Origin of the sequence: Halomicronema hongdechloris C2206 (assembly GCF_002075285.3) — a bacterium.
Taxonomy (GTDB): domain Bacteria; phylum Cyanobacteriota; class Cyanobacteriia; order Phormidesmidales; family Phormidesmidaceae; genus Halomicronema_B; species Halomicronema_B hongdechloris.
This window is the reverse complement of sequence record NZ_CP021983.2, coordinates 1,885,220-1,904,955: the sequence shown is the minus strand read 5'-3', so window position 1 is coordinate 1,904,955 and position 19,736 is coordinate 1,885,220. Positions and strand designations below refer to the sequence as shown.

Sequence of the window (19,736 nt, the reverse complement as noted above, 5' to 3'; positions counted from 1 at the left end):
TGTTTATTTTCTATGTTTTCTCCAACACACTGCAGCAAAGTTTAATGATCTACTGCCTGCAGGTTGGCAGCGGCATGGGCGACCGCTAGAGCCACCACAGGGGCTGTCACTGCCCGCAGCACGGTATTGCCGAGAGACACAGGCTGGAACCCAGCGACTAAGGCGGCTTCTACCTCACTGGGGCTCCATCCTCCCTCAGGCCCAATGGCAATGGTTATCCTTCGGTACGATTGCTGCAGCAGACAGGCTAATAAAGAAGGGGCATCCTGGCGAGCGACGCATAGATAACGGGCTTCGGGGCTGGGAATCAGCAAGGAGGACCAAGGGCAGGGGGCTAGAATTGGCGGTACCCGTGGCTGTTCAGATTGCTCCATCGCCTCAGCCGCAATGCGCCGCCAACGGTCTAAGCGCTTGGGGCTGGGGTGTAATAAGGTGCGATCGCTAATCACCGGTTGAATGCAGCTGACCCCTAATTCGGTGGCTTGACGCACGACCTGATCGAAGCTGTTGCCCTTGGGTAAGGCGGCCATCAGCGTGATGTCGACCTGGGGGGCAGGCACCACACTCGCCCCGGGAGACACTACCACGGCTAGGGCCAGATCGGGGGTTAACTCTGCCAGCCACTGGTGTCCGTGGCCATCTAGGGCCATGAACCGATCCCCAGGGCGATACCGTAATACTCGGTGGAGATATCGCTGTTGCTCAGCGGTGAGATGCAGTTGATCGGCCTGCATCTGAATTGGGTCGACGACAAGGCGTTGAAGAGTCACTGGCACGATTCTCCATCAAACTAGTAGATGATGGCGCAAGCTAGTAGATGATGGCGCAAGGTTGACGACTAGTCTGACTCGGTTACGTCCTAAGGTGGAAGGGGAGGGACCATTGCCGCCGCCGCTAGCTACTCGCTTGGCCATACACAAAGACAACTGAACACTGTACACTAGGGTGTCTTGTCTGCTGGCCAGGGTCCTGCCACCATTACGGCTGCTCTAAGCGTCTGAAGTGCATCACGGATAAGGGACAAATAGGCACTGGGAAGCGTACTACAGAAATGTCCGACTCGTTCTCATTGGACTGCGGTGCTTGCCACCGATCTAGGAATATTTTTGGAGCTTGATATGGAGGTGTGACGATAATAAATGCACTCTCTGGGTAGACACATTCTAGTCGAGTTCTTTGGCTGTTCATCAGAAATTTTGAATGATGTGCCCTACATCGAAAACAGTATGCGTAGGGCCGCTCAAGAAGCAGGAGCAACCTTGATTAGCTCGGTGTTTCATCACTTTTCACCCTTTGGTGTATCTGGGGTGGTGGTGATTCAGGAGAGCCATTTAGCCATTCACACTTGGCCTGAGTATCGCTATGCAGCCGTGGATCTCTTTACCTGTGGCCATGCGGTAAATCCTTGGGTGTCTTACAACATTCTCAAACAAGCGTTTCAGGCGGACCATGGCTCGGCTATTGAACTTAACCGCGGTGCCCTAGAACTGTTGGAGAAGTCGGAAGTTGACCTGGGGGAATTGCGGGATCAGGTGACTCAGAAATTAGTCGAGCCGAAATTCAGCCGCAGCGTCTGGTTCACTGATCGAGATGAAAATATTGCGCTGTCAATACGGCACAAGGGAGATCGGGTATTTCGGGAGAAATCCCCTTATCAAACGGTCGAGATTTTCGACACCTATGCCTACGGCAAAATGCTCACCGTTGACAATGTCGTGATGTGCACGGAAAAGGATGAAAATGCCTATCACGAGATGATTGTCCATGTGCCCATGCTGCTGAATCCTGATATTCGCCGGGTATTGGTAATTGGTGGGGGTGATGGCGGCAGTGTGCGGGAAATTCTGCGTCACCCCCAGGTTGAGGCGGTAACGATGGTGGAAATCGACGAGGTTGTCGTGCGAGCCTCACGGCAGTATTTACCGTCGTTGTCTCATGCCCTCGATGATCCAAAACTCAATCTCATCATTGGTGATGGCATTCGGTTTATGCAAGCGGCGGCTAGTGAGGCCTATGACCTGATTGTGATTGATTCCTCGGATCCGGTCGGGCCTTCTGAGGGGCTATTCAGCCCGAGTTTCTATGAGCAGGCTCACCGCTGTCTTAAACCAGGGGGAGTGATGACAGCCCAGAGTGAGTCGCCGCGATTTAACCATGCTGCCTTCGTGGATTTGGTCCAGTGCCTGCGAAGCATTTTTGGCCGGGATTATGTCCATTGCTATTTGGCCTTTATCCCGACTTATCCGACGGGCATGTGGAGTTTTACCTACAGTTCTAAGGGGGGAGCCGATCCCATCCGTGGCTTCGATCGGAAGCGGGCTGCCGCCTTTGCCGCCCAGGAAAACTTACAGTACTACAATGCCGATATTCATCCGGCGGCGTTTTGTTTACCGACGTTTGTCAAAAATATGCTGAATGGTTAGACGCGACGATATTGTGCGGTCCTTTGATCCCAGTGGTGTGGGCCTGGATAATGGTAATTTGTTCGGACTGCCCTTTGACTATGACACGGCTAACCTAATTGTGTTTGGGGTGCCTTGGGAGGTGACGGTCTCCTACCATGCGGGGACTGCCCGCGGCCCCCAGCGGATATTACAGGCTTCCCCCCAGCTCGATCTCTATGATTTGGATTGCCCGGATGGCTGGCAGCAGGGCATTTATCTTGCCCCTATCCCCGATTGGATCGAGGCCCAAAATCAGCCGATGCGATCGCAGGCTGCCCGGGTCATTGCCGCCACTGAGCAAGGGATTGCCATCGAGGCAGAGGCTAGCCTCAGGGCGGATCTGGCGGCGGTGAATCAAGCGGGTGAGCGGGTGAACCACTGGTTGCAGCAACAAGCGGAGGCGGCCCTGGCCTTGGGCAAGCAGGTGGCCGTCATCGGTGGGGACCACAGCGTTCCCCTGGGGTATATCCAGGCCTTGGCGACGCGATATCCTGAGTTTGGGGTGCTACAGATCGATGCCCATGCCGATTTGCGACAGGCTTACCAGGGATTTCAGTTTTCCCATGCCTCGATCATGCATAACGTGTTGACCTTGCCCCAGATGACTCGGTTAGTACAGGTGGGGGTGCGAGACATTTGCCATGATGAGGTGGCGCTAATCCACGATGCCGGGGGACGAGTGATGCCCTACTACGATGCCGTCTTGCGAGAAAAGCGCTATGGCGGTACTCCCTGGCTAGGGTTATGTCAGCAGATGGTAGCGGCCCTGCCCCAGCAGGTATACATCAGCTTTGACGTGGATGGCTTAGACCCAAAGTTATGTCCCCACACGGGGACGCCTGTCCCCGGAGGCCTAGACCTGGAAGAGGCCTTCTGCCTCTGTCGAGAGGTGGTGCGTAGCGGTCGTCACATCATCGGCTTCGATGTCTCTGAGGTGGGGGATGACGAGTGGGATGGCAATGTGGGGGCTCGGATTCTCTATAAATTGAGTAATTTGATGATGCTATCCCAGGGCGGTGCTCTGCATCGGCAGGGGGCAGATATGGTGTTACGGGAGTGAGATAGGGCGTGACTGAGGAGACGTTAGCTCGGGCTAAAGCCGAATACGCCGCCGGACAGCAGGCCTTTGAACGGGGTAATTATGGCCGGTCGGTTCAGTATTTTGAGCGAGCGGTGTTGCTGGCCAAGAAAGGGACTCCCTTGGGGGGAGAAATTCAGACATGGTTGGTGAATGCCTATGCCGCCGCAGATCGCCAGCAAGATGCGATCGCACTGTGCCAGAGCCTCAGTCGTCACCCCGATAGCGAAACCCGTAAACAGGGCAAGCGGCTGTTGTATATTCTCAAGGCTCCCCGGCTGCAGCTGCGGCCGGAATGGAAAACGGAAATTCCGGATCTAGCCAATTTGGACGAGGGCACCCAGGTGATGGCCTCTCGCTATAGCCAGGGACCCCGCCGACCTCCCACTCCAGCCGAGCCGCCGCCACCGATTGACCCCAGCCAGATCAATCGCCAAGACAATCGCTTTCTCTGGATGGCGTTAGGCCTCGTCGGCGGACTGCTGGCCGCTGCCGCCTGGTGGAGCTAGACGACAGGAGGGGCAGCCACTTCGGTCGCTTCTTCCAGCTGCACCACGTCTTGACGAGGATTTGCCCGCGCTACCCGTACCTTCAGATGCTCTCCCAACTCCAGGGTGCGATCGACCCGCAGGGGCAGCTCTAAACCCAGCTCTTCTAGCATGATTAGGCCCAAGCCTTCGTGTTGCCGCAGCCAGCGCAGTAACATGGCCGACCAGATCTGGTCCTGACGGCGACGCAGATATTCTAGGGCCCAATAGCGTTTGGTCTGGCGCTCCACCATGGTGGCTTCGTAGGCCGCTGTCATGGCCCCCTGGGTGAGTTCAGTCAGTTCTGCCGGAGAAAATGGAGGCGAGTCGCCTCGCAGGTGGGCCTTGATTTGAAAGTGGGCCAGCAGATCGGTGTAGCGACGAATCGGCGACGTCACCTGACTGTAGTGATCGAGCCCTAGGGTGGCATGGCGGTTGGGCACCAGGCTAACCTCACTGCGGGGCATGCAGCGGCGAATGGCACAGTCTCGCACCCAACCGCTGGGTAACTGCAGCAGTTCTTCGTCACTGGGCAGTTCCGGTTGGGGCTGACTGCGAAAAGGAATCGGCAAGGCATGGGTCTCGCCGTAGCAAGCCGCCACCTCCCCGGCCAAGATCATCATTTCAGCTACCATCTGCCGGGCCGGGGAATCATCGAGGACATCAATGGTAATCTCGTCCTCGGTTTCCGATACCCTGATGGCAGATTCAGGCATCTGGATGGCAATGGCTCCCTGGGCCAGGCGCCAGGCCTGACGCTGCTTGGCCCACTGTGCGATCGCAGCTAATTCCGGTTCATCCTGCAGGGCCAAGTCCAGCATTTCATCGGCATCTTCATAGGTGAGCCGATAGGTTGGCTTAATCAGAGTGGGATGAATGCTGTAGTCGACCAAGCCGCCAGCCTGATTCAACAGCACTGCAAAACTCAGGGCACAGCAAACCTGCCCCTGCAACAGACTCATCGGCCCCGTGGCCAACTCGGCCGGGAACATCGGGATCATGCCTGTGGGCAAATACAGGGTCGTGCAGCGGCGGCGAGCCTCCAGATCGAGGGCGTCTCCAGGTTCTAGCCAGCGAGTCGGGTCAGCAATATGAATCCACAGACGTTGCCGACCATCTGCCAAAGACTCCAAGCTGAGGCCATCATCGATCTCACTGGTATTCTCATCATCGATGGTATAGACCTTCAAGTGAGTGAGATCGAGTCGGGGACCATCGGGATCTGGGGGAACATTGCTGAGCCGTCGCGTCGCCATAGTGAGTATCTCCTCAGAAAACTGAGTCGGCATCTGGCTGCGGCGCAGCGGCAGATTCTCGTGGGGACTCCACACTCCCAGTGACACCAGTAACTCAAACGCCCCGGCAGGAGTAGTGTCCTGATTTAACGCCTGTAAGATTTCCACCGCTGCCGACCGTTGATGGGCCTCCTCACCGAATAGAGCAAAGCGCTCTAGGGCATCTAGGCGGGGACGATCACTTTTATGCCAGACGACCGCCTCCGCTCCTAAACACTGCCGCGCCCGCTGCAGGAAGTCATTCCATTCCTGCTGGCGTTTAGTCTCCTGATGAATCTGGTGCAGCCGTTCCTCTACCTGAGCCTGGGAGCGAGGCTCGTAGCGATTGCCTTTCTGCTTAAAGAAGAGTTTGTCGTCTGAGAGCAAGCGATGGGCTGCATAGCTCGAGGGCGGGCTCTGATCGGAAAACAATAGCAGTGCCAATGAAGCCGGATCAGTGGACTCTCCGGCTTCGTGCAAAAGTTCCCACGCTATTTCTAGATGGGACGGGTCGATGTAATTGTCCACATCCTGTAGAAAGGTAGAAATATCTGAGGATTGCCAATCGCTCCCGGCCACTTCATAGGTGATATCCCGCGGATGCAGAGTATGGGCCTGCCCCCCCTGATCAATAACCACCCAGGCTTTTTTGCCCCCTGGCCGCTCGACAACCCCTAGTCTGGGGCTGCCCTGTACTCGAAATTCAACCAGTGTGCCTTTATCAACCAACCCTACCGCCCCGAGGATGTGCTTTAATCATCAACCCTACCTCACCCCACCTGGGCAGAGGCCACCATGAGGCTAGCCCTCGCGATTGACGTAGGGCAACAAGGCCAACATGCGGGCTCGCTTGATGGCGGCGGTGAGATCCCGCTGTTGCTTCGCCGTCAACCCGGTGATTCGACGAGGCAGGATTTTACCGCGCTCGGTGATGAACTTACGCAGCAAATCAACATCTTTGTAGTCAATTTTCTCATCTGGTCTGATGGGCGACACGCGCCGACGAAAATAAGCCATGATTCTTATACTCTCTCCCTACTTGGTTTCCTTGTGGATCGTATGCTTATTGCAGTGGGGGCAGAACTTCTTCAGCTCTAGCCGAGACGATGTATTTCGTCGATTTTTCTGTGTCGTGTAGCGCGAGACACCGGGAGACCGCTTATCTGTATTGGAGCGGCACTCGGTGCACTCAAGAGTAATTACAATGCGAACGCCTTTAGCCATGGTGCTTAGCCTGGGACCTGACAGAACAATTGACACAATCTACTATTTTTCCACACGACGCCGGAACTCCGCAAACCATTTCTTTAATTTCAGATCTAGGGAATAGCCTCGCTGGCTTGGCACTACAGTGGTTTGGCTGAGGCGATCGTGAAATGTCAGTCGTCGCACAGGATCTAACCAGGCGCTACCACAATCCGCTAATAAGGGTAGGGGCAACAGGAGAGCCCAGGCATTGGTAGGGCTGAGGTGGGTAAGGCCGTACAACGCCAGGGCAGATCCGACGCCAACGACGGCTTCCCGTTGGGCTAAGGGAAGCAGTAAGGGCGTGCGTCCACTCCAGGGCTCTACTACTCGCATATCAAAGGCCCAACGCCCCAAGCTTTGGCCATGCTGACGTCCAGCAATGGCAACGCGCAGGCCCAGCCAGAGCACCATGAAGATAACCAACCAGAGCAGAAAGGTGCCCGCCAGGGTGGCACTCAGGGTTCCTACTAGTAGACTGTCGACCACCAAGGCGGCGGCACGACGGCCTAGGGGAACACGAGGATAGGGAACAAGCGGGGAATCAGACGACATGGTTCATCCCTTAACATGCCTTTTGCTCAACGCCAAATCCCGCTAGTAGCAGGGTATCTAGGGGACCTGCCTGGGGACGCTGGTAGTTGAGAATACTACGAATGCGCAGCTCAGGGTTGATCAGAGTGATGGAGTCTACAGAGACGACTCGAGTATAGGGAGTTGTCATCAGCAGTTCCTGGCAGCTGGTATCGTAGCGGAACTGAGACACGATGGGGCGATCCTCTTCATAGGCTCGATCCCGCAGATAATCCCCTGCCAAGGTAGTTCCCTGCTGCTGCTGCGGCACAAACAGCATCCGCAATTCCTGGGATACCTCTTCGCCGGTTTCAGAGACCGTATGAAATCCCAGACGAAACCCTGGTAATTCCTCCAGGGAGGACACCGCTGCTGAGTACTGGTTGTCGTCTAGCACCCGTTGCTTTAGATCAGACGTAATCGGGTCTACCCGGAAGGTTGTGCGAGAGCGCTCTACCAGTGATTGACTCAGGTAGTGGTACGTGCGTTCGGTAATCCAGTCTCCCACACAGCACTGAAAGAAGTTCTGCAGATCGACGATACCCATACGAAGAGATCAGCCCGACTATGACTCTATCCTAGCGGGGGGCCGCCCCAGTCGATCGATCCTGCCTTGGTATCAGGGCTTACAGTAGTCCTTAACAATTTGATACAAACTTCATTGTCAAGTGTTGTCTAGCCAAAGCGAGATTTCTGGCTTGCTGTTGCCATGGCATTGATTGGCTATAATTAAGAAAAGTTAAATTTTGGTGAAGGGGCTTGACTTTTGCCAAATCATTCTTGTCTGTTGTTTTCTTGGGAGAGTCCTGCATTTATGCCTTTCTCGGTTGATACCGCTCGCCTGCTAGCGGAGCCCCTGATTACAGCCTTCTTCCAAGCATCTGCTGGCCGCTGGCTCTCGGAGCGACGCTACTATACCCTCCCTGACGGCAAGGTGCAGGAGGTGGTGAGTCACATTGCCATTCGTTTCCTCCAGGCTGGTAGTGCGGAGTTATTGCATCTTGCCGACCTGCATCAGCTGCAGCAGCAGGATGCCTTGATCTGTGGCGCTGAGGTCGCCTGGGAGAGCAACTATCCCAATACCAGCCGTAAACCGGTGAAAGGATCCACTGTGTTTGGTGTGCGCGGCACCCTGCTCTATCGAGATCGGGGCTTTGCCACCAGTAAGCCAGTGACGGCTCAGTTTCTATTTCGCGATCCTAAAACCTTGCAGCTGCGCACTGAATACAACGACTCGGTGTTTGAAGAAGAGCTGAAACTGGTAGGACGGCAGTATCGCACCCGCCAGACTATTATCTCCCGGGCGGGGCAACAGCAAATGATCGGTCAGTATCTAGAGCGACGCTGTTGATTCCCGGCGATGGCCATACCGCCCGATGTTTAGATTCTCTGGGGCTCTGGCTGCTTACAACTGCCATGAAAGTCGGGATCGTCTAGGGATGGGGGACGCCGTACAATGGGGGCAACAAGTGTCCGCATATCCGGTTCATGTCTCACGCTACTGACGTTCTCACCCTGGCTCGCTGGATGGCAGCTGACTTTTGCAATCAGGCTCAAGCCTTCGATAATCCCCCCCTCTATGCCCACATTCGGGTGTGTATGCGGCCGTTGGTGCCCGAGGTTCTCTCTGGACCCAGCCTGTATGTGGAGCAAGCTTACAATTTCATGCTCAGTCGGCCCTATCGGGCTCGGGTCCTGAGGCTAATGTCCCGGGACAACCATATCGAGATCGAAAATTATATGATCAAGAACCAAGAGGCCTTCTACGGGGCTGCCCGTAAGCAGGGGGAGGGGGTGTCTATGACTGCTGCCGACCTAGAGAAAATGCCGGGCTGCAACATGATCGTGGCGTGGACTGGCCACAGCTTTAAAGGCAAGGTAGAGCCGGGCAAGGCCTGTATGGTGGAGCGTCAGGGTCGTAAAACCTATCTGGACAGTGAATTTGAAATCGATGCCGAGAAGTTTATCAGTTGGGATCGGGGCCGAGACCCCGACACCGATGAGCATCTCTGGGGCTCTTTAGCGGGGCCGTTCCTGTTTACCCGGCGGGCCAGCTATGCCCACGAGGTCCGCTGAGCCGGCAACCACTAGAGGCCCTCGATGCGCTGCTGCCGCAACCGCAGTGAGTTGAGCACTACCGCCACGGAACTGAAGGCCATTAATCCGCCGGCGGCGGCTGGGCTGAGGCTAATGCCCGCCACGGGGAGTAGGGCGCCGGCGGCTAGGGGAATACCCACTAGGTTGTAGACACAGGCCCAACCTAGGTTTTGCCGAATCGTGGTAAAGGTGGCTCGGCTCAGGTCGATGGCGGCGGCAATGCCGCCGAGATGATCCCGCATCAGAATCACATCGGCGGTTTCCATGGCAATGTCGGTGCCAGAGTTGAGGGTAATGCCGATGTCGGCTTGGGCTAGGGCCGGGGCATCGTTAATGCCATCGCCTACTAGGGCAACGGTTTCACCCTGGGCTTGAAACCGTTGAATAGCCTCGACTTTGCCTTGGGGAGTGATTTCGGCCATGACTTGATCGGAGCCGAGGTTGAGTTGGGATGCGATCGCAGCGGCCACCAGTTGCTGATCTCCGCTCAACAGGGTTACCGGTAGTCCCCTATCCTGTAGCCCTTGCACTACCTGCTGGGCCTCCGGACGCAGCTGATCGGCCACTGCCATGAGACCGGCCAGGGTCTGGCCTCGGGCGATATAGATCACTGTCTTACCCGCCTCAGTCAGGGCTGCGGCCTGGGTCTCAGCAGCAGTATCCACCGAGATGCCATGCTGCTCTAGCCAAGCCCGATTACCGATCACACAGGCCACGTCAGCGTCCTGCCAGCTAACCTGGGCGGTAATTCCCAGGCCCGGTTCAGTCTGAAAGGCCTGGGCCGATAGCAACGCTAACCCTTGGGCCTGGGCGGCCTGTTGAATGGCGATGGCCAGGGGATGGCGAGTGCCACTCTCCACGGTCGCCGCCAACCGTAGCAGCTCTGTCTCTGACAGGGCAGCATCCAGGACTAAGGTATCGGTGACCTGGGGTTGGCCCTGGGTCAGGGTGCCGGTCTTGTCGAATACCACCCGCTGCAGGCCATGGACGGCTTCTAGCACATCGCCGCCACGAATCAAGAGGCCCCGCTCTGCCCCCAGGCCAGACCCCACGAGGATGGCGGTGGGTGTCGCCAGCCCCAGGGCACAGGGGCAGGCCACCACCAGCACTGCGATCGCAAGTTTTAAGCTCACCAATAGGGTAGAGGAGGGAGCCCCAACTGGGGACATCGGCCCTAGGGCGGCTGCCATCGCCTGGGGCCATTGCTCCAGGCCAATGAAATACCAAAACAAGAAGGTCAGCGTCGCCAGGGTCATCACCCCGTAGGTGAAATACCCGGCAATCACATCCGCCAGGCCCTGCACCGGTGCCTTACGACTTTGGGCTGTTTCCACCAGGGTGATCATCTGGGCCAGGGTAGTCTCTTGACCGGTGCTGGTCACTCGCACCGCCAGGGCTCCAGACTGATTGACGGTGCCCGCCGCCACGGTATCCCCCGGCTGCTTCAACACTGGCATGGATTCCCCCGTGAGCATGGACTCATCCAGGGTCGACTGCCCCGCTACCACCTCACCATCGGCAGGCACCTTCTCCCCAGGCAGTATCCGCACCCATTCCCCTGGCTGTAGGCAGCTCACTGGCACCTCTACGCCCGGTTGGGTCGTTTCTCCCTGGGTCGGGTCAGAAATTAACCGAGCCACGGCCGGCTGTAGTTCCACTAAGGACCGCAGGGCATCTGCCGCCCGATAGCGAGTCCGCTGTTCTAGGGTGCGCCCCAGCAGAATGAAACTGAGCAGCATTACCGGCTCATCAAAGAAGCACTCCCAGCCCAGTTTCGGAAAGATCAAGGCCACCACACTGGCGCCATAGGCACTGAGAGACCCCAAGGCCACCAGGGTATTCATGTTGGGGGTCAGCCGTCGCATTCCCTGCCAGCCATCCACCACGATGTCCCGGGCGGGTCCTACCAGGGTGAGGGTGGCCAGGACGGCGTGGAACCACAGATCGCTCAGCACCGGCACCGTCAGCCAGCCAAAATGCTTCAGGTGCCCAATGGTCGAGAGCAGCAGCAGCATGATTGCGATCGCAAGTCGCCGTCCCTGGGTACGCTGCTCCGCTTGCTTGCGCTCTACCCAATCGGTGAGCCCAGTGCCAGCGGCGTCAGCAGCCCGGGGTTGAGTGGGAAAGCCAGCGTCGCTGACGCGCTGGGCTAGGGTATCGGCAGCAATGTCGCCGCTGGTCTCGACCACGGCCACTTCCGTAACCAGATTCACAGTGGCTGACTCGACCCCTGAGCAAGCCAGGAGCTGCTTTTCTACCGATCGCACGCAACCGGCACATTTCATGCCACCGACATTTAGGACCACGGTTGCGGGCGCCGACCTGGGAGCCGCCGTCGTCGTATCAGCAGAGGATTGAGAAAGGACTGGCATGGGATGCGATCGCACAAGAGTATCGGTCATCTCGATCATACAGAAGACGACAACCAGGACACCCCTCGGGATGTCCTGGTGCCGGTCGTCCGTCCCCTGCTAATGGTCTCAAGCGGTCAATCGCGTTATTGCTGCCACCGTGGGCGCTAGAGAGGTCAGGACCACAGCCTTTCGGGCCACGGCCGCTGCTCTAGTGGCAATGGTGACCGCTCAACTCAACCTAGTCATCGTCGTCGTCGTCGTCGTCGTCATCGTCGTCATCGTCGTCATCGTCGTCATCGTCGTCATCGTCGTCATCGTCGTCGTCGTCATCATCGCCGCCATCGTCATCGTCCCCAATCACCGGGGGATCGCCGCTGACTTCGCTGATATGGGTCACGTCAACGATATAAGCCGATTCAATCTGCTCTACCCGCTCTTGATGCACTAACGCCTGGTAGATGAACCCACAGGCTTCGGCCCGGCTCACCACCTGGTAAAGGTTCAAGGTACGAACATTGGGATAGTTCACCAGAATGCCCCGTTCTACCAGGGCTGCAATGATGACTCGATACTGGCTGGGGATGGTGTCAGCATCGGTAAAGATGCTCAGGATCTCATCGACCGAAGCGCTCAGACGGAGACCTCCGTAATCCCTAATCCCCGCGCTAGGGCTACCAGCACCTGCAGACGGGTCATGGGAGCATCTGGCTCGAAGTCACTCCCCACGTCAATGAAGCCCGTGGCATAGGCTTCACGAATGGCCCTGGTAAGCCCAGTAACTCTGGGAAATGGTCTGGATAGCAGTAACTTGACGAACCGACGTTAGCTCAAACGCCTGGCTAATCATGGCCGCAAATTGGGCATAGGTGAGGCCACTGCTGGGCAGGAATTCACCATCGGGAAATCCCTTCAGCACGTCAATGCCGACAGGCGATAGATAAAGTCGCTGGCCCAGTAGTTAGTACTAATATCGGTGTAACTTACCTGAGTCACCCGGGTTTTGCTTTCCGTAGTGGTCGTCTGGCGCTCAATGATGACATCGCCAGCGTCTACATCCTCATCGTCGTCGTCATCGTCGTCGTCCTCGTCATCATCATCTTTGAGCAGGGCATCATCCAGCAGCCAGTCAAAGTCTTGGATCGGGCCCTCTGGCTTGTCTGCCGCGGGAGCCGCAAGAGCAGCCGTATTCCCGACGGTGATCACGGCCAGCAGAGCGGTGAGTGGCGCCATTCGTAACAGCCCAGCCCAAATGGAATAAGTCATAGTTTCTTCCCTGTAGAGCAATTTGCAGTTAGAGGGTGAATGGGAGCTCGAGTCCAGCCAGAACTCGTTGCTGGCTTAGGGCAACCTGTCAGATCTGGACTTGAACGCGGTTAGATGAGCCCCCTGGTGGCTTGCCTAGGCATTAGGCAAACCTAGTCAGATTTCCTAGGAATCATCAGAAAACCACAGTCTCTGATGCGCTAGCTGGCTCTAAAGACTGAATTAAGGCTCAACGGGTTCCAGCACTTCCTAGGCTTGATGGCGGCGACATATAGCATGCCGGAATCGTAAAGGTTTCATGAACTCAGGCCCAGGCTGGGAACTTGGTCTCCCTCTTCAACCACGTCTAGAGCCTTACTCCCGCCGGAAGATCACCGACAAGTTATTGGCCGGCATCTCCACCACCTCATCCAGGGTGAGCCCCTGGGCGGCAGCCACCTCCGGCTACCGCTTCTAGGGGACGCACGCCCCAGGCCGGGTTTTGCGATCGCAAAAAGACCGGTCGAAGGCCTCATTGCTGGGAGCTGTGTGCCTGCCATGGCGCTGAAAGGGGCCATAGAGGTAGAGCACTCCCTGGGGGGGTAGCAAGGCGCCAGCCCCGGCCATTAGCCCCAGGCAACTCTGCCAGGGACTGATATGAATCATATTAATGGTAACGATGGCCACGACCGGGCAATTCTCAGGGACGTGCTGGGTGACGGTCTGGGGCCAGGCAGAATCGGTGGCATCCAATCTCACCGGTGCGGCCAGGCTATCGCAGGGGTGGGTCTGACGCCAGGCTTCGATGCTAGTCAGGGCCGAGGGATCTATGTCGCTGGGTAGCCAATGGCGGCCCGCTAAGCGGGGGGCAAAGAAAATCGCATGTTCGCCACTGCCACTGGCAATTTCTAGAACGGTGCCTTGGGGGGGCAGCACCCGCTCTAGCACCTGCAAGATGGGCTCCCGGTTGCGAGCCGTAGCTGGGGCATGGCGGCGGTGGTCGTGAGATCTCATCCCTAGGATTATCCAATGCTATGTCTCCACCATGGCACAGTAGGGGCATGGCACAGTAGGGGGCATGGCACAGTAGGGGCATGGCACAGTAGGGGGCATGATTGCTTTCTGGCATCGGTTAATTCGGCAGTGGAAACTGTTGACCCAGCACCCCCTGGCCTTGGGAATCGGTCTGTTCTGGGGCTTGGCCTTGGGGCTGCGGCTGTGGCAGCTGGGCCGCTTCAATACCCTAGTCTTCGACGAAGTCTACTACGTGCAGTTCGCCGTCGATTACCTGCACCAGACCCCTAGTTTCGACGCCCATCCCCCCCTGGGTAAATACCTGATTGCCCTGGGCATCTGGCTGGCCCAGCAAGTGCCCCTGGCAGGGCTGCCCAGCAATGGCGAAACGGGCCTGGCCCTCAGCCCGATCAGCTACCGCTGGCTGAATGCTGTGACCGGTAGCCTGCTGGTGCCAGTGGTGGCGGGGCTGGCCTATGGGTTAGCCCGGCCCTGCTCCCAGGCTGGCCGGACCACGATTACCCTGGTGGCCGCCGGGCTCATGGCTGTCGAGGGCTTTAGCCTGGTGGAATCCCGCTATGGCCTGATTAACATCTACTGGCTGCTGTTGGGGCTGCTGGGTCAGGCCCTGTGGCTGCAGTCGCCCCGATTACCCTGGCGTCTAGGGGCTGGTCTGGCCCTGGGGGCCGCCATGGCGGTGAAGTGGAACGGGGCTGGCTTCTGGCTGGCCCTAGTACTGCTGGCAGGCATCGGCCATTGGCCTCGACTACGGGAACAGGTGCCGCCCACGCTGCGGGGAGTGCCCTGGCGGCAAGGCATCCTCTCTCTGGGGTTGGTGCCCCTGGCCACCTATGGCCTGCTGTGGCTGCCCCATCTGCACCTGGCCCAGACCAATTTGCTGAGCATCCACTGGCAGATCTGGCAGACCCACCAGCAGATCGGCGGGGTCAGTCATCCCTACTGTTCGGCCTGGTATACCTGGCCCCTGCTGCTGCGACCCATTGCCTATGTCTATCAACGGCGGCCGCTGTCGGGGAATCTGTCGGAGGTAATCTATGACGTGCACGGCTTGGGCAATCCCATCCTCTGGTGGTTGTCGACGGCGGCGATCCTGGTCCTGCTGGCAAAGGTCCTGAGTCGGTGGCGCCACTGGGGGGCTAGGCCGGGAGATGGCATTGCTCCCTTCCTGCTGGTGAATTACGCCACCAACTGGTTGCCCTGGCTGCTAGTCAGCCGCTGCACGTTTCTCTACCACTATTTCGGGTCTCTGGTGGTGAGTCTGATGGCCCTGGCCTGGCTAATCAGTGGCTGGCTCCAGGGTCGTCACCGGCTGGCGGCATGGCTGCTGCTGGGGGCCATTGCCGTGGCTTTTCTCTTTTGGTTGCCGCTATATCTGGGCTGGCCGCTGACGCCGGCAGCCTGGCAGCGGCGGTTCTGGCTGCCGTCTTGGATTTAGGCCGGTTTTCTGCATTGGGCGGCGGTAACCACGCCCCTACCCTCTTTCCCCGTGGGTCCTTCCCTGGCCACGCATAATTTCCGCCGCCTAGGTAAAATGACCCACGCTACTCACTCCCATCACCCCATCACCCCACCACCTCCCCGCCTTTCATTCCTTCATCCTTCATCCTTCATCCTTCATCCTTTCCCCACCTCTCCGCTCCCCATCACCCCATCACCCCACCTCCCGCCTTTCATTCCTTCATCCTTCATCATCTTCATCCTTCATCCTTTCCCCACCTCTCCGGCTCCCCATCCACCCATCACCCCACCTCCCCGCCTTTCATTCCTTCATCCTTCATCCTTCATCCTTCATCCTTTCCCCACCTCTCCGCTCCCCATCACCCCATCACCCCACCTCCCGCCTTTCATTCCTTCATCCTTCATCCTTCATCCTTCATCCTTCATCCTTCATCCTTCATCCTTCATCCTTCATCCTTTCCCCACCTCTCCGCTCCCCATCACCCTACCTTGCCCCCTACTCCCTGTCCCCTGGCTCCTGGCATCGAATAAATTCTGCTCGATAGACGGGGTCACCTTTCTCTAGGGTGATGCGTTCTCGCTCCCGCTCCGGGCCGGGAAGGGACTCGCTGGTAGCCAACCCGAGTGGGATCGTTGAAAGGCGGGGTGTTCGGCGATGCGATCGCACATCTCCTGGGCCACGGCCTCCACATCCGACTGCACCACTACCTGGCCTGCCGACACCAAGAAGGCCGACAGCTCGGCTACCAGTTCCGGTTGCACTACCCGCCGCTTCTGGTGTCGCTTTTTGAACCAAGGATCGGGAAACTGAATGCTGACCCGATGCAGGGGCGGTGCTGCCGGGCTATCGAGGAGGTGCCTGAGGGACACATTGACATTGCAGAAAAGAAAATGCAGATTTTCCAGGGCCGCCTGATCCCGCCACTGCAGGGCCCGTTGCACCAGCGGCCTGCGGATCTCTACCCCCAGAAAGTTCCACTCTGGCTGTAGGGTGGCCATCTGGAACAAGAACTCGCCCTTGCCACAGCCGATATCCAGATGCAGCGGCTGCTGAGGCCGCCCATAGATTGCCGACCAGGTAGGGGGATCCACTGGCTGCTGGTACCTCTCACTCAAGGGGTTGACATGTTGTCGCACACGTACCACGGCCACGGGATTGACCCTCCCTCGCTGTCCTTGCTGGCTGTCATCAGCTATCTATCCTAGCCCGCTAGTGGTTCAGGCTGTGCCCAGGTTGGCTTAGGATCGAGGAGGGGGTCTAGGACCATGCCCTTGGCCCCTACCAGTCCATGCCGTGACCAGCACACTCCAGCATTTCGTCGCCATGCACCTGCGCTTTGCCGTCATCAGTGATCCCCATGTGGCCCTGCCCGAAACCATCTGGCCATTGACAATCGCTTTCATCTGGTAGAGGTCAGTATCCCGGCCTGGAGCAGGTTCTGCCAACCGGCCACCTGTGCCGTCTCGATCTGGACTTCCTGCTGCTGCCCCGGCGATCTGACCCAACACGGGGAGCCGGGTGAACATCGGTGGCTGGCCCAGCGCCTGGAAACCCTTCCTTCCCGGTGTATGGGGTGCTAGGCAACCACATGTGCTGGTGCAGCAGGGAGATGAGCGCACCCTCAGCCTGGCCGACTTTTCCCGGCAATATCGAGGCCTAGGCTACGACAGCGACCGTCCCTACTACTGCCAACCCCTAGCCGCCGGTGTGCATCTCATCGGCCTCAACTCCATTGGGTTCGATGCCCAGGGCCAGCAGCTACGAGTGGGCCACATCGACCCGGAGCAACTGGCCTGGCTAGAGGCCACCCTGGCCAGCCTCAGCCATAGCTTGGTGTTGGTCATGGTGCACCACAACGTGCTAGAGCATTTGCCGGGCCAGGCAGCTAGTCCTCTGGGGCAACGATATCTGGTGGCCAATCGCCAGACCCTACTGGATATTCTTCACCGCTACGGCGTACAACTCCTGTTTACCGGCCACCTCCATGTCCAAGACGTGGCCCAGCAGGGTAGCCTCTACGAAATCACCACCGGTTCTCTGGTCAGTTATCCCCACCCCTATCGCCTAATTGACCTATATCGGCCCCAAAGTGGTCCGCTACAGCTCACCATCGAGACCCATCACGTCACCACCGTACCCGACTGGCCTGATTTACAGGCCAGCTCTCGCCAGTGGATGTGCGATCGCGCCACCCCCTTCATGACCAAATTCCTGACAGCCCCACCCTTGAACCTGCCCGCCGCCGAAGCCGCCACCGTGGTCCCCCATCTAAACGAGTTTTGGGCCACCATCGCCGCCGGCGATCCCCTCTTCGACTTTTCTCACCTGCCGGCAAGCCCCGCCCGGTATCTGGAACAATTCAGCGCCCTAGGCCCCGATGGCCGGCCCCAGCGCCGCGATAATCACACCACCCTCACCCTGGGGTAATCAGGGCCTGCCCTGGCTGACGGCCCGTTTCTCGAAGGAGCGTTGATGCTCCTCGGAGGCAGGCCAGAAGGTCGAAGCCGGGTCGATCTGGGTGACAATCGGGCGGAACAAACTACTCGGCCGACTGCTACCGTGCGTCTCGAAGACCAACGCTGAAATCTGAGAATGTGATACACAGCGATACCTTTGTGTGTCCTTGAGCAACATCTTGTCACTAAGCCGTTGTAAACTCGCCTGCGAGCAAATGCTCACCCTATTCTTAAGACGAGTCAACACGATGTCCCTTCTCGTTTGGAAGAACCATCATGAAATTCGAACGTCAGCTTGCTACGGAAGTCTTTCAGGGCTCTACCCTAATCACCATGCTTTTCCTTCTACTCGTGCTGCTGGTGGGCTAGACACCCTGACAAATTTTCAGTTAAGCAACTTTACAAAGGTGCCACCTTATCCTGAGCATAGAGAAGGTTAACGACGCAGTTAGGAGCAGGAATCTGTGGAACGGACCTTCTTGATGATCAAGCCTGATGGGGTACAACGCGGGCTGGTAGGCGATATTATTAGTCGTTTTGAAACCAAGGGATTCACCTTGGTGGGCATGAAAGCGATGACCGTCTCGAAAGAGTTAGCCGAGAAACACTACGCCGTCCACCGAGACAAGCCCTTCTTCGGCAGCCTGGTGGATTTCATCATTTCAGGCCCCGTGATCGCCATGGTCTGGCAAGGGAACGGGGTGATTACCTCGGCTCGTAAGCTGATCGGGGCCACCAATCCTCTCTCGGCAGAGCCTGGCACCATTCGCGGCGACTACGGCCTCACCATCGGTCGCAATATTATCCACGGCTCCGATGCTCTAGAGACGGCTGAGGCCGAGATCGATCTCTGGTTCGATGCCGGGGAACTGATCGCTTGGGAGTCTTGCCAGAGGCCCTGGCTGTATGAGTAGCCTCAAGGATCATCGTTGAGTTTGTATTGCCGGCTTGAGGCCGCCCCAGCAGGTTGCTGACTATAAACCTGGAACCGTTGGCAGGGCGTATCTATCGATCAGTGGTGCTGAACCTCGATAAGACCACACTTAATTGTTTAGCTCGGGGTGCTCACCCGGGGAATTTCGCTTCCCCGGCCCCCTACGACCAGGGCAAACCGCTGCCCTGGACCTGCGGAAGGGCTGGTCGATTGGTCGTTATGGAGCGCGTCGCATTGGCAAGGTAGCAATAAATTTTGAATTTTGAATTTTGAATTGAAGCCCGCTGCCTTTTCCCACGCTGCTGCCCTGGACCTGCGGAAGGGCATGTCGGTTGGTCGTTATGGAGCGCGTCGCATTGGCAAGGTGGCGATGGGGTTTTCTGCCTTCTGCCCTCTAACTTCTGCCTTTTCCCACGCCCCTACCCTCTTTCCCCATCCACCGTTGGGCAGGGAACCAAAACATTCACTCACTCAACACTCAACACTCATCACTCATCACTCATCACTTTCCTCCGCCCTCCCCATCACCCCATTACTCCCCCACTCCCCCACTCCCCCACTCCCCCACTCCCCATGTCCCCGTTGGCGCGGTATGCTAAATGGGTTTTTGCGGGAAGGGTGGCGGTGAGTCTCTATGAGTTTGGCCTGTTACTGATAGCAGTCTGCGCCAGTTCCCTGGGGCAGTTGCTGCTGAAGCTGGGGGCTCTAAAACTGGGCCAGGTGACGGCCGCGAATGTGGTCAGCCATATGATCAGTATGGCGACGATTCCGGCCTTGCTAGGTGGGCTGGCCGCCTATGGTTTGGGGGCCATTGCCTACATTCTGGTGCTGACTCGGGTGCCTCTCAGCGTAGCGGCTCCGGCCGCGGCCTTGATCTATCTGTTTTCGGTGCTGGCGGGCTATTTAGTGTTTAAGGAACCCCTGCCCCTGAGCCGCATTGTGGGCTTGGGGTTGATCATCTGTGGGGTGATTTTGGTGAGCTCCCGCTGATCAGGTCAAAATGGAGTATCGAGTCACC

The 19,736-nt window shown here is 57.8% G+C and carries 20 protein-coding genes and 1 pseudogene; 9 read left to right on the top strand and 12 right to left on the bottom strand.

Annotated elements, in window-relative coordinates; all coding sequences use genetic code 11:
- Window positions 1–41 precede the first annotated feature (41 nt).
- A complete protein-coding gene (locus XM38_RS08675; RefSeq protein WP_225889238.1) occupies window positions 42–770 on the bottom strand; it encodes a 16S rRNA (uracil(1498)-N(3))-methyltransferase in 729 nt (242 codons plus the stop codon).
- Between the two features lie 369 nt (window positions 771–1,139).
- Here XM38_RS08675 and speE point away from each other — a divergent pair, with 369 nt between their 5' ends.
- Genes speE through XM38_RS08660 form a run of 3 tightly spaced genes read left to right on the top strand, consistent with a single transcriptional unit; the run spans window position 1,140 to window position 4,031 of the window.
- Window positions 1,140–2,423: a polyamine aminopropyltransferase gene (speE, locus tag XM38_RS08670; RefSeq protein WP_080812018.1), complete on the top strand. Its 1,284-nt coding sequence runs from the start codon at window positions 1,140–1,142 to the stop codon at window positions 2,421–2,423.
- Window positions 2,416–3,504: an agmatinase family protein gene (locus XM38_RS08665; RefSeq protein ID WP_080812019.1), complete on the top strand. Its 1,089-nt coding sequence runs from the start codon at window positions 2,416–2,418 to the stop codon at window positions 3,502–3,504. Before speE ends, XM38_RS08665 begins: the two co-directional genes overlap by 8 nt.
- Window positions 3,505–3,512: 8 nt before the next feature.
- Entirely contained in the window at window positions 3,513–4,031 is a 519-nt protein-coding gene (locus XM38_RS08660) for a hypothetical protein (RefSeq protein ID WP_080812021.1), read from the top strand.
- Here the strand turns inward: XM38_RS08660 and XM38_RS08655 are convergent.
- The 5 genes from XM38_RS08655 to XM38_RS08635 form a co-directional block, all read right to left on the bottom strand.
- Window positions 4,028–6,052, bottom strand: a complete 2,025-nt coding sequence (locus XM38_RS08655) for a ribonuclease catalytic domain-containing protein (protein ID WP_088429545.1) — start codon at window positions 6,050–6,052, stop codon at window positions 4,028–4,030. The genes XM38_RS08660 and XM38_RS08655 overlap by 4 nt on opposite strands.
- A gap of 72 nt (window positions 6,053–6,124) precedes the next feature.
- On the bottom strand, window positions 6,125–6,340 hold the full coding sequence (gene rpsR / locus XM38_RS08650) for a 30S ribosomal protein S18 (RefSeq protein WP_080812024.1): 216 nt from the start codon (window positions 6,338–6,340) through the stop codon (window positions 6,125–6,127).
- Between the two features lie 18 nt (window positions 6,341–6,358).
- Window positions 6,359–6,547 carry a 50S ribosomal protein L33 gene (gene rpmG, locus XM38_RS08645; RefSeq protein ID WP_080812025.1) on the bottom strand — a complete coding sequence of 63 codons (189 nt, stop codon included), beginning with the start codon at window positions 6,545–6,547 and terminating at the stop codon, window positions 6,359–6,361.
- A 42-nt stretch (window positions 6,548–6,589) separates the two neighbouring features.
- Window positions 6,590–7,123: an RDD family protein gene (locus tag XM38_RS08640; RefSeq protein ID WP_080812027.1), complete on the bottom strand. Its 534-nt coding sequence runs from the start codon at window positions 7,121–7,123 to the stop codon at window positions 6,590–6,592.
- A gap of 10 nt (window positions 7,124–7,133) precedes the next feature.
- Complete coding sequence (locus tag XM38_RS08635) at window positions 7,134–7,688, bottom strand: phycobiliprotein lyase (RefSeq protein ID WP_080812029.1); 555 nt, start codon at window positions 7,686–7,688, stop codon at window positions 7,134–7,136.
- A gap of 267 nt (window positions 7,689–7,955) precedes the next feature.
- On the opposite strand from XM38_RS08635, the gene XM38_RS08630 reads away from it, so the two are divergent.
- Both XM38_RS08630 and XM38_RS08625 read left to right on the top strand, forming a co-directional pair.
- Window positions 7,956–8,492 carry a phycobiliprotein lyase gene (locus XM38_RS08630; RefSeq protein WP_080812031.1) on the top strand — a complete coding sequence of 179 codons (537 nt, stop codon included), beginning with the start codon at window positions 7,956–7,958 and terminating at the stop codon, window positions 8,490–8,492.
- A 137-nt stretch (window positions 8,493–8,629) separates the two neighbouring features.
- On the top strand, window positions 8,630–9,217 hold the full coding sequence (locus XM38_RS08625) for a chromophore lyase CpcT/CpeT (protein ID WP_080812033.1): 588 nt from the start codon (window positions 8,630–8,632) through the stop codon (window positions 9,215–9,217).
- Window positions 9,218–9,228: 11 nt separating this feature from the next.
- Here XM38_RS08625 and XM38_RS08620 read toward each other — a convergent pair whose 3' ends face one another.
- The 5 genes and pseudogenes from XM38_RS08620 to XM38_RS08600 form a co-directional block, all read right to left on the bottom strand.
- The gene (locus tag XM38_RS08620; protein ID WP_225889237.1) at window positions 9,229–11,640 is read right to left on the bottom strand and encodes a heavy metal translocating P-type ATPase; all 2,412 of its coding nucleotides are present in this window, start codon (window positions 11,638–11,640) and stop codon (window positions 9,229–9,231) included.
- A gap of 190 nt (window positions 11,641–11,830) precedes the next feature.
- Window positions 11,831–12,121, bottom strand: coding sequence for a hypothetical protein (locus XM38_RS25875; RefSeq protein ID WP_225889235.1), 291 nt, complete (start codon window positions 12,119–12,121; stop codon window positions 11,831–11,833).
- Window positions 12,122–12,343: 222 nt separating this feature from the next.
- On the bottom strand, window positions 12,344–12,508 hold the full coding sequence (locus tag XM38_RS25870; protein ID WP_187329340.1) for a hypothetical protein: 165 nt from the start codon (window positions 12,506–12,508) through the stop codon (window positions 12,344–12,346).
- Window positions 12,502–12,855, bottom strand: coding sequence for a hypothetical protein (locus tag XM38_RS25865; protein WP_088429543.1), 354 nt, complete (start codon window positions 12,853–12,855; stop codon window positions 12,502–12,504). Before XM38_RS25865 ends, XM38_RS25870 begins: the two co-directional genes overlap by 7 nt.
- A gap of 354 nt (window positions 12,856–13,209) precedes the next feature.
- Window positions 13,210–13,848 (bottom strand): annotated as a pseudogene (locus tag XM38_RS08600) (DUF938 domain-containing protein).
- Between the two features lie 97 nt (window positions 13,849–13,945).
- Here XM38_RS08600 and XM38_RS08595 point away from each other — a divergent pair.
- On the top strand, window positions 13,946–15,304 hold the full coding sequence (locus XM38_RS08595; protein WP_088429541.1) for a phospholipid carrier-dependent glycosyltransferase: 1,359 nt from the start codon (window positions 13,946–13,948) through the stop codon (window positions 15,302–15,304).
- Window positions 15,305–15,888: 584 nt separating this feature from the next.
- Here the strand turns inward: XM38_RS08595 and trmB are convergent.
- On the bottom strand, window positions 15,889–16,479 hold the full coding sequence (trmB, locus tag XM38_RS08590; RefSeq protein ID WP_306441480.1) for a tRNA (guanosine(46)-N7)-methyltransferase TrmB: 591 nt from the start codon (window positions 16,477–16,479) through the stop codon (window positions 15,889–15,891).
- A gap of 439 nt (window positions 16,480–16,918) precedes the next feature.
- On the opposite strand from trmB, the gene XM38_RS08585 reads away from it, so the two are divergent.
- From XM38_RS08585 to XM38_RS08575, 3 genes are all read left to right on the top strand, one after another.
- Window positions 16,919–17,755, top strand: a complete 837-nt coding sequence (locus XM38_RS08585) for a metallophosphoesterase family protein (protein WP_256995563.1) — start codon at window positions 16,919–16,921, stop codon at window positions 17,753–17,755.
- Between the two features lie 493 nt (window positions 17,756–18,248).
- The gene (gene ndk / locus XM38_RS08580) at window positions 18,249–18,698 is read left to right on the top strand and encodes a nucleoside-diphosphate kinase (protein ID WP_088429539.1); all 450 of its coding nucleotides are present in this window, start codon (window positions 18,249–18,251) and stop codon (window positions 18,696–18,698) included.
- A 644-nt stretch (window positions 18,699–19,342) separates the two neighbouring features.
- On the top strand, window positions 19,343–19,708 hold the full coding sequence (locus XM38_RS08575; protein WP_088431595.1) for an EamA family transporter: 366 nt from the start codon (window positions 19,343–19,345) through the stop codon (window positions 19,706–19,708).
- The last annotated feature ends 28 nt before the right edge of the window (window positions 19,709–19,736 follow it).